This is a genomic window from Nocardia sp. NRRL WC-3656 (genome assembly GCF_000720265.1).
Taxonomy (GTDB): domain Bacteria; phylum Actinomycetota; class Actinomycetes; order Mycobacteriales; family Mycobacteriaceae; genus Nocardia; species Nocardia nova.
Genome location: NZ_JOJF01000019.1, coordinates 122,864 through 131,292, shown reverse-complemented (window position 1 = coordinate 131,292; position 8,429 = coordinate 122,864). Strand labels below are relative to the sequence as shown.

At 69.0% G+C, this 8,429-nt stretch carries 8 protein-coding genes; 3 read left to right on the top strand and 5 right to left on the bottom strand.

Features of this window, described 5'->3' with window-relative positions; genetic code table 11:
* Window positions 1-392: 392 nt before the first annotated feature.
* Window positions 393-1,160 carry a precorrin-4 C(11)-methyltransferase gene (cobM, locus tag IG65_RS0123730; RefSeq protein ID WP_030517158.1) on the bottom strand — a complete coding sequence of 256 codons (768 nt, stop codon included), beginning with the start codon at window positions 1,158-1,160 and terminating at the stop codon, window positions 393-395.
* Window positions 1,161-1,450: 290 nt separating this feature from the next.
* On the opposite strand from cobM, the gene IG65_RS39250 reads away from it, so the two are divergent.
* Window positions 1,451-2,122 (top strand): cupin domain-containing protein, encoded by a 672-nt coding sequence (locus IG65_RS39250; RefSeq protein WP_231509380.1) that lies wholly within the window; start codon window positions 1,451-1,453, stop codon window positions 2,120-2,122.
* 21 nt (window positions 2,123-2,143) lie between these two features.
* Here the strand turns inward: IG65_RS39250 and IG65_RS0123720 are convergent, their stop codons facing one another.
* The 3 genes from IG65_RS0123720 to IG65_RS0123710 form a co-directional block, all read right to left on the bottom strand.
* Window positions 2,144-2,569, bottom strand: a complete 426-nt coding sequence (locus IG65_RS0123720) for a PPOX class F420-dependent oxidoreductase (protein WP_030517156.1) — start codon at window positions 2,567-2,569, stop codon at window positions 2,144-2,146.
* Between the two features lie 85 nt (window positions 2,570-2,654).
* A complete protein-coding gene (locus IG65_RS0123715; protein WP_030517155.1) occupies window positions 2,655-3,272 on the bottom strand; it encodes a response regulator transcription factor in 618 nt (205 codons plus the stop codon).
* Window positions 3,269-4,468 carry a sensor histidine kinase gene (locus IG65_RS0123710; RefSeq protein ID WP_051756738.1) on the bottom strand — a complete coding sequence of 400 codons (1,200 nt, stop codon included), beginning with the start codon at window positions 4,466-4,468 and terminating at the stop codon, window positions 3,269-3,271. The genes IG65_RS0123715 and IG65_RS0123710 overlap by 4 nt, the downstream gene beginning before the upstream one ends.
* A gap of 129 nt (window positions 4,469-4,597) precedes the next feature.
* Between IG65_RS0123710 and IG65_RS0123705 the strand changes: the two genes are divergently transcribed.
* Together IG65_RS0123705 and IG65_RS0123700 are read left to right on the top strand one after the other, a co-directional pair.
* A complete protein-coding gene (locus tag IG65_RS0123705; RefSeq protein ID WP_030517153.1) occupies window positions 4,598-5,647 on the top strand; it encodes an ABC transporter permease in 1,050 nt (349 codons plus the stop codon).
* A gap of 25 nt (window positions 5,648-5,672) precedes the next feature.
* The gene (locus IG65_RS0123700; RefSeq protein ID WP_030517152.1) at window positions 5,673-6,401 is read left to right on the top strand and encodes an ABC transporter ATP-binding protein; all 729 of its coding nucleotides are present in this window, start codon (window positions 5,673-5,675) and stop codon (window positions 6,399-6,401) included.
* Window positions 6,402-6,479: 78 nt separating this feature from the next.
* Here IG65_RS0123700 and IG65_RS0123695 read toward each other — a convergent pair whose 3' ends face one another.
* Window positions 6,480-8,426 (bottom strand): acetoacetate--CoA ligase, encoded by a 1,947-nt coding sequence (locus IG65_RS0123695; protein WP_030517151.1) that lies wholly within the window; start codon window positions 8,424-8,426, stop codon window positions 6,480-6,482.
* Window positions 8,427-8,429 lie beyond the last annotated feature (3 nt).

The following is an 8,429-nucleotide window of genomic DNA, read 5'->3' as shown; positions in this document are numbered from 1 at the left end:
CCCGTAACCTCGCTTCCGGAACGCCACGCAGCGCTCCCCGATGGCACACCGATGCCGACGCTCACCTCATCCGAGCGTGGCGTCCGGCATTCGGGGCTCACTTCGATTGCAATCAGACAAAAATGTTCATAGGACCTATCCGTCCGTCGGGCCGATCTTGTTACATGGGCCCGACCACACCCACCGGCCACGGATCGGCCTCGTTTCGAGATTCGCTGATGAACACCGAACCAATCTACCGCCAGGTACCGACAATCAGCCAAGAAGGGCGATAGCGCTCCGACATCACCACTGCACTCCGTTGTCCCCGCCACCTCGACGTTCGATCCGCTCCTGGGAACCTACCGGGAATCGCCCGTCCCGAGTGACCGAAATCGCGGTGCGCGAGGGGGTCACGCGCCGGGCCCGGATACCGGGTGCCGCTCCCGTCCGGGGTCGTACAGATGAGACTGCGCACAGTCGAGCGCCGGAGTCAGGGCACGCCCGACCAGGACCACCGCGGCCTGCCGCAGGCCGGCCGCCTCGACCTGGCCGCCGATATCGGCGAGCGTCCCGCGCAGAATCCGCTGCTGCGGCTGACTGGCCCGGTAGACCACCACGGCCGGGCAATCGGCGCCGTACTCCTGCGCCAGCTCAGCGGCCAGCTCCCCAATCCGCGTGATCGCCAGATGCAGCACCAGACTGGCCCGGGTCCGCGCGAAATTCGCCAGCGCCTCGGACTCGGGCATCGCGGTCGAGCGCGCCTGCGTCCGCGTCAGCACCACCGACTGCGCCACCTCCGGCACCGTCAGCTCGCTGCCCAGGGCCGCGGCCGCCGCCGCATACGCCGGCACCCCGGGCGTCACATCCCAGGCGATGCCCAGCCCGTCGAGCCGACGCGCTTGCTCGGTCAGCGCCGAATAAATCGACGGATCCCCCGAACACAGCCGGGCCACATCCTTACCCTCGGCGTCGGCCCGCGCACAGTGCGCGACGATCTGGTCCAGATCCAGCCCCTGGGTATCGATCAACTCCGCCTCCGGCGCGCAATGCGCCAGCACCCCGGGATCCAGATACGTCCCGGCATACAGGCACACCGGAGATTCCCGCAGCAGCGCCACCGCCCGCAGCGTGAGTAGATCGGCCGCCCCGGGACCCGCTCCGATGAAATGCACGGTCATGCCCGGAGTCTAGGTGCCCGCCCGATCCCGCAACCCTCAGCCCAGCCGCCCCGCGCGGCACACCCACAGCGGAGGTGCGGAGCGAGCAGCTGCGCCGCATGTCGAACTTGTTGCAGTGCAGGCTTTTCCAACCACGCAGGCACCCTGCTCGACGGCGGTGTTGAGTAGCCCGCAGGCGGTCTCGGTGCCGTTCGCGGGGACGGCTCCCGCGCTCGATTCGCCGGCTCCGCGCGGTGCCGCGCGGCGTAAGATCATGCCCGGGGTCATCCACAACTCCGAAGGTGAGCACGATGACGAAATTCGTTCAGACCATCGAGTTCAAGACCTCGCAGCTCGACGAGTTCAATCGCACGCTGGATCGGTGGCTGACGGCTACCGAGGGCACGCGCTCGGCGACGCACAGCATGGAAACCCGGGACCGCGACCATCCGGACACCTACCTGCAGATCGTGGAATTCCCCTCCTACGAGCAGGCCGTGGCGAATTCCGCGCTGCCCGAGACGACCGGCTTCGCCGAAACCCTCGCCGCACTGTGCGACGAGCCGGCGGTCTTCCGCAATCTGGATCTGGTGCGTGAGGACGATATGGGGACGCCGGATGCGTCCCTGCTGGTGAAGAACTTCGATTCGGCCGACGAGACGCGCGAATTCGAATCCGGCAGCGGGCGCCTCGAGGTCGTGCAGGCACCTTCCGGCGCGGTCGGCCGGGCCGTCTTCGAGCCGGGCTGGCGCTGGTCCACGCACGTCAAGCCGATCGCCGGAACCGACAGCTGCCAGGTCTCCCACATCGGCTACTGCATCTCGGGGCGGATGCACATCCGGATGGACGACGGCACCGAGTGCGAGGTCGGCCCGGGAGATTTCATGCAGTGCCCGCCCGGCCACGACGCCTGGACCGTGGGCGAGGAAGCCTGCGTACTGGTCGACTGGGCCGCGGCCGCCGAATACGCCCGGCGTCGCTGACTTCTTCCCGCCCCCGGCCGGCTATCCGGTCATGTTCAGTCCACCGAGGATCTTGTCCGGGCGTACCCGCACGACCAGCTCACCGGGGACGGCGTTGCGTGTACCGAATTCCTCGGCGCGGTCCGGGCCCATGTACCGCGCGGCGATGGCGGTCGCGGTGCGCAGGAGTTCGGCAGGATCCTCGGAGAGGGTGGCGACGCCCTGCACCTGGAAATAGGCGTACGGCGGTTCGTCCAGGTCCACGCAGAGGGCGACGCGGGGATCGCGAGCCAGCGCCTTGCCCTTGGCGGTGGTTTTGCCGGTGTTGAAGACCAGGTCGTCGCCGTCGAGGATGAACCACACCGGATTGACGATCGGGCGGCCGTCGGAGGCGACCAGAGCCAGTTTGCCGGTACGGGTTCCGGCGGCGAGGAATTCCCGCACTTCGGGATCGGTGATGGAAGGCATGAGCACACCCTAGGAAGCGGCGGCGTGTGCGCGGGCCCCGACACGCGCCGAGCGACACGGCCGCGACCGGCGGGCCCTGCACGGTTCAGATGGCCCCGCGCTCGCGCGCTCGCGCCACCGCCGACGTCCGCGATTTCACGCCCAGCTTCGAATAGATGTGCACCAGATGGGATTTCACCGTCGTCTCGCTGAGGAACAGGTGTTTGCCGATGTCGCGGTTGGAATGACCGTCGGCGACCAGGCGCAGCACCTCGATCTCACGGGCGCTCAGGGTGGTGTCCGGTTTGCGGACGCGGGTCATCAGTTTGGAGGCGACCGAGGGCGAGAGCACGCTCTCCCCCGCCGCCGCGGCGCGCACGGCGGCGAGGAGTTCGGGCGGCGGGGTGTCCTTGAGGATGTAACCGCAGGCACCCGCCTCGATGGCGCCGAGGATATCGGCGTCGGTGTCGTAGTTGGTCACGACCAGGACGTTCGGCGGATCGGGCAGGGCGCGCAGGGCCAGGGTCGCGTCCACCCCGGATTTGCCGGGACCGAAGCGCAGATCCATCAGCACCAGATCGACGTGCGTGGTGGCGCAGAAGGCCACGGCCTCCTCGGCGGTGGCGGCCTCCCCGACCACCGTGATGTCCTCGCCGGAATCCAGCAGGGCCCGCAATCCGGCGCGGACGATGGCGTGGTCGTCGGCCAGCAGGAGACGGATCACCGCAGGTCCTCCCGCGAGATGAGATCGGCCGCAGCAGGTTCCGAGTCGTGCAGCGGAAACGACACGGTGACGGCGGTATGCCCCGGCTCGGATTCGACGTCCATGACACCACCCTGCTGTTCGACGCGGCTGCGCATGGCGTTGAGGCCGAAGGTGCCGCCGCCGAAGACCGCCGGATCGATACCGACGCCGTCGTCGACCACATCGAGATGGACGGCGTCGTCACCGTAGGTGAGCGTGATCCGCATCCGGTCGGCGTGCGCGTGCCGGACCACATTCGACACCGCACCCTGCGCCACCCGCACCAGCGCGGCCTCTACGGGCATCGGCAGCCGCATCGGCGTCCCCTCGACGATCGTGCGGGCGCTCAGCCCGGGGCCCTCCGCGCGCCGGGCGATCCGCTCGAGCGCATCACTCAGCGATTGCCCCTCGAGCACCGCCGGGGTGAGGTCGCCGATCAGCTGCCGGGTCTCGACCAGATTGTCCGCGGCGGTCTCGCGGGCGAGCCGGATCTGTTGCAGCGCGGGATGATCCGGTGCGTCGCGTTCGGCGGCATGCAGCAGCATCTGGATGCTGGACAGCCCCTGTGCGACGGTGTCGTGGATCTCCTGCGCGAGCCGTTCACGTTCGGCGAGTTTGCCGGCGGTGCGTTCGCGTTCGGCGAGAGTGGCACGGGTGGAGAGCAATTCGTCGATCAGCTGCTGGCGATCGGCCGCCTCGCGGAACAGCGCCCGATAGCCCAGGCCGATCGCGATCGCCACGATCGCGCCCAGGACCGGCCCGGCGATTCCGGGAACCGTCCACCCCTCGTGCAATCCCCAGCCGACCACCGAGACGATCGTGGCGGCGACGACCGCGGCCAGTCCCCACAGTCGCGGCAGCAGATGCAGATAGAGGAAGAACAGTCCGAACACCAGGTAGACGGCCTCCGGAACCAGCACGATCAACGCCAGCCACAGCGCCGTGAGCCCGCCCAGCCATACCCGCGCCGCGACCGGACGCCCGCGCAGCAGCGCACCCGCGAAATAGACGAGCAGGAACAGCGCCGCGAGCAGGATCACCGCGACGGTGGGCCGGGGGCCGTCGTCACCGGGCACGGCCGCCCGCACCATCACCACGACCACCAGCGCCGTCATCAACACATGCAGTCCGACCTGCAGTGCGGCGAAGACGGGGGTGAGTGGAGAGCGGTGCACGCTGCCAGCTTATGCGCGGTTACCGGGGCGGCATCCATCGAAAGGTGGATTCGGCACCCCATCGTCGGGCGGTCGCGAAGTGTCCGCGCAGGCGATGTCCACCGGCGGATTCATCGCGAAGGTGGAGATATGTTCGTCGCACTGAGAGATCTGCGGGCCGCCCGCGGCCGATTCCTGCTCATCACCCTGGTCGTCACCATGGTGGCCCTGCTGGTGAGCTTTCTGAGCGGACTCACGGCCGGCCTGGCGCATCAGAATATTTCCGCACTCGAGCGGCTGGCCGGCGGCAGCGTCGTATTCGCCGATACCGGCGCCGACCCGTCGTTCGATTCCTCGGCGTTGACCAGCGAACAGGTCGAGCGCTGGCAGCGAGCCGGAGGAAGCGTCGATCCGGTCGGCATCAGCCGTAGCCAGGCCGTCCGGGAGGGATCCGCACCGGCCCAGGTGGCGATATTCGGCGTCGACGGCAAGGCGTTCGGCAACGAGGTGGCTACCGGACCCGGCACCGTCGTGCTGAGTAAAGCCGCCGCCGAAGACCTCTCGGCCGGCGCCGGTGATCGCGTGTCGATCGGCGGCGGTACCTTCACGGTCGCGGCAGTCGGCGACGACGACTGGTACGCGCACACCCCGGTGGTCTGGACGACGCTGTCCGACTGGCAGCAACTCGATCCGCGCGGCGGGGCCGCCACGATTCTGGTCGCCTCCGGGGTGCCCGATACCGGTGCGGTGAACAGCGCCGCGCACACCCGCACGACGAGTGTCGACGGCGCATTGCAGGCGATCGGGTCGTATCGGGCCGAGAACGGTTCGCTCACGCTGATGACTGTGATGCTGTTCGTGATCTCCGCCCTGGTGATCGGCGCCTTCTTCACCGTCTGGACCATCCAGCGCACCGCGGATATCGCGACGCTGAAAGCGCTGGGCGCCACCACGACAGCACTGGTTCGCGACGCCCTGGGCCAGGCGCTGATCGTGCTGCTCCTCGGCGTCGGCGTCGGTGTCGGGGTGGCCGCACTGGCCGGGGCCTTCATCGGCGGGGCGGTGCCGTTCGTGCTCAGCGCGGCCACGACCGTGGTGCCCGCACTCGCCCTGATCGGGCTCGGGCTGCTCGGCGCCGTGTTCGCCCTGCGCTTCCTGGCCACCACCGACCCGCTCACCGCGCTCAACCAATCTCGCTGATTCGATTACCGCACAGGAGCTTTCGATGACCACCACCCTGACCGTCTCCGATCTCACCCTCACCTTCCCCGACGGCGCCGGCCGCATCACCGCCCTCGACCGGGTGTCATTGACCGTGCGCGGCGGCGAGATCGCCGCCATCACCGGCCCGTCGGGATCGGGCAAATCGAGTCTGCTGGCCACGGTGTCGACATTGGTACGCCCGGATTCGGGCCGGATCCTGCTCGATACCGACGACGGCAGCGTCGACCTCGCCCGAGCGTCCCGGCGCGAGGCCACCACCCTGCGCCGCGAACGCATCGGGATCGTCTTCCAGCAGCCCAACCTCATCCCCGCCCTCACCGCGGTCGAACAACTCGAGGTGATGCAGCACCTGGGTGGCCACACCGTCGTCTCACCGCGCCTGCGACGCCGAACCAGGGACAAGGCGATGGATCTGCTCGACGCGGTGGGGCTGCGCGGCCACGAGAAGAAGCGCCCGGCTCAGCTGTCCGGCGGTCAACGGCAACGCGTCGACATCGCCCGCGCGCTCATGCACGACCCCGCGCTGCTGGTCGTCGACGAGCCCACCAGCGCCCTCGACCAGGAACGCGGGGCCGCCGTCATCGACCTGATTCTCGGGGTCGTCCACGCCCGCGCCGCCGCCACTTTGCTGGTGACCCACGACCGCACCCACCTGCACCGCATGAACGCGGTCTACCGCATGGTCGACGGCCGGTTGTCGATGGAGGAGGCCGGAGAGCTCGCCGCCTGATCACCCGCGGCCCGGATGCGGTGCGCCGCGCGTACTCGGCGGCCACCGAGCGGCAGCGCACCGCTTCCGCGGCTCGATCTACGTCGCCCGTTTCCGGGCCGGCACCTCGGCGTACCAGGTGAGCAGATCCGCATTGTCGACCGCGCTGCGTTCGACCACCCGATCCGGGTCCGCACCCTGGAACAGTTTCTTGATCGGCACCTCGAGCTTCTTGCCGGTGCGGGTGTGCGGAATGCCCGGGGCGGCGATGATTTCGTCGGGGACGTGGCGCGGCGAGACCTCGGTGCGGATCGTCGCGTTGATGCGCTGTTTCAGCTCGTCGGTCAGTTCGGCGCCCGGGGCGAGGGTGACGAACAGCGGCATCCAATAGCCCCCATCGGGCTGTTCGGCGCCGATCACCAGGGCCTCGGCGATCTCCGGAAGTTGTTCGACCGCTTGGTAGATATCGGCCGAGCCCATCCGGATGCCGTGCCGGTTCAGCGTCGAATCGGAGCGGCCGTGCACGACGATGCTGCCGTGATCGGTGACGGTGATCCAGTCGCCGTGCCGCCAGACGCCGGGGAACATCTCGAAATACGCTGCGCGATAGCGTGTTCCGTCGGGATCGTTCCAGAACGACACCGGCATGGAGGGCATCGGGGCGGTGATCACCAACTCCCCGACCTCGCCGCGCACCGGCCGGCCCGATTCGTCCCAGGCATCCACCGCGGCGCCGAGGAACGGCACCGACAGCTCGCCCGGCCACACCGGCACCGTGCGCACGCCGCCGACGAACGCGGACACCACATCGGTGCCGCCGCTGATCGAGTTCACCTGCACCCGCTCACCGACGTTGTCGCGCAACCACAGTGCCGACGACGGCGGCAGGGACGACCCGGTGATGCCGATCGTGCGCAGCGCCGAGAGATCGTGGTCGCGCCGCGGCACCACACCGGCCTTGATGCAGGCGAGCACGTAACCGGGGCTGGTGCCGAGCACGGTGGTGCCCGTGCGCGCGGCCAGGTCGAACAGCGAATCGGCGTGCGGATAGGTCGGACTGCCGTCGTAACAGACGATCGTCGCACCCACCAGCAGGCCGGCGACCTGGAAGTTCCACATCATCCAGCTGGGGCTGGTGTACCAGAAGAAGACGTCGCCGCGGCCGATATCCGATTGCAGCGCAGCGGCTTTCAGATGTTCGAGCAGGACGCCGCCGTGCCCGTGCACGATCCCCTTCGGCAGCCCCGTGGTGCCGGAGGAGAACAGGATCCACAGTGGATGCGCGAAACCGACGGGCTCCGTGGACAATTCGGCGCCCTCCGGCGGGGCGACCGCATTCCAGTCCAGGGCGTCGGGCACCGCACCGCCGAGGCGCGGCACCACGACGGTGGCGCGAACGGTCGGCAGCCCGGCCCGCAGGGCGGCGATATCGTCGCGTTTGTCGTGCGTTTTCCCGCCGAAGTGGTAACCGTCGGCGGTGACCAGCACGGCCGGCTCCAACTGCCCCAGCCGGTCGAGCGCCGCCTTGGCCGAATAGTCCTGCCCGCAGGCACTCCACACCGCGCCGATACTGGCCGCGCCGAGGAAGGCGATCACGGCCTCGGGGATGTTGGGCAGATAGCCGACGACGCGATCGCCGAGTCCCACCCCGAGCTCGCGGAGCGTCGCCGCGAAGGAGGCGGTGCGGCCCAGCAGTTCCGCCCAGGAGATCTCGGTCAGGGCGCCCTGTTCGCCGGCGTAGACGATGGCGGGCCGGTCGGTGCGGGCATGGCGGGCGATCTGATCGACGTAGTTCAGCAGCTGCCCCGGAAACCATTGCGCGCCCGGCATTTCGGTACTCGCCAGCACGGTGGCCGGCGCGCCGCCGAGTTCGAAGTACTCCCACAGCGCGCCCCAGAATCCGGGCAGATCGGTGATCGACCATTCCCACAGCGAGTGATAGTCGTCGAATTCTCGTCCGGTCCGGGCCTCGACGAATCGGGCGAAATCGGCGACCCGCGCCGTTTCCAGGTCCCCGGCGTCGGGCTCCCACTGCGGTTGCGTCATGAC

Coding starts and splice junctions, on each gene's coding strand:
- cobM (WP_030517158.1), bottom strand. CDS start 1,160: ATGACCGTGCATTTCATCGGAGCGGGTCCCGGGGCGGCCGATCTACTC.
- IG65_RS39250 (WP_231509380.1), top strand. CDS start 1,451: ATGACGAAATTCGTTCAGACCATCGAGTTCAAGACCTCGCAGCTCGAC.
- IG65_RS0123720 (WP_030517156.1), bottom strand. CDS start 2,569: ATGCCTTCCATCACCGATCCCGAAGTGCGGGAATTCCTCGCCGCCGGA.
- IG65_RS0123705 (WP_030517153.1), top strand. CDS start 4,598: ATGTTCGTCGCACTGAGAGATCTGCGGGCCGCCCGCGGCCGATTCCTG.
- IG65_RS0123700 (WP_030517152.1), top strand. CDS start 5,673: ATGACCACCACCCTGACCGTCTCCGATCTCACCCTCACCTTCCCCGAC.
- IG65_RS0123695 (WP_030517151.1), bottom strand. CDS start 8,426: ATGACGCAACCGCAGTGGGAGCCCGACGCCGGGGACCTGGAAACGGCG.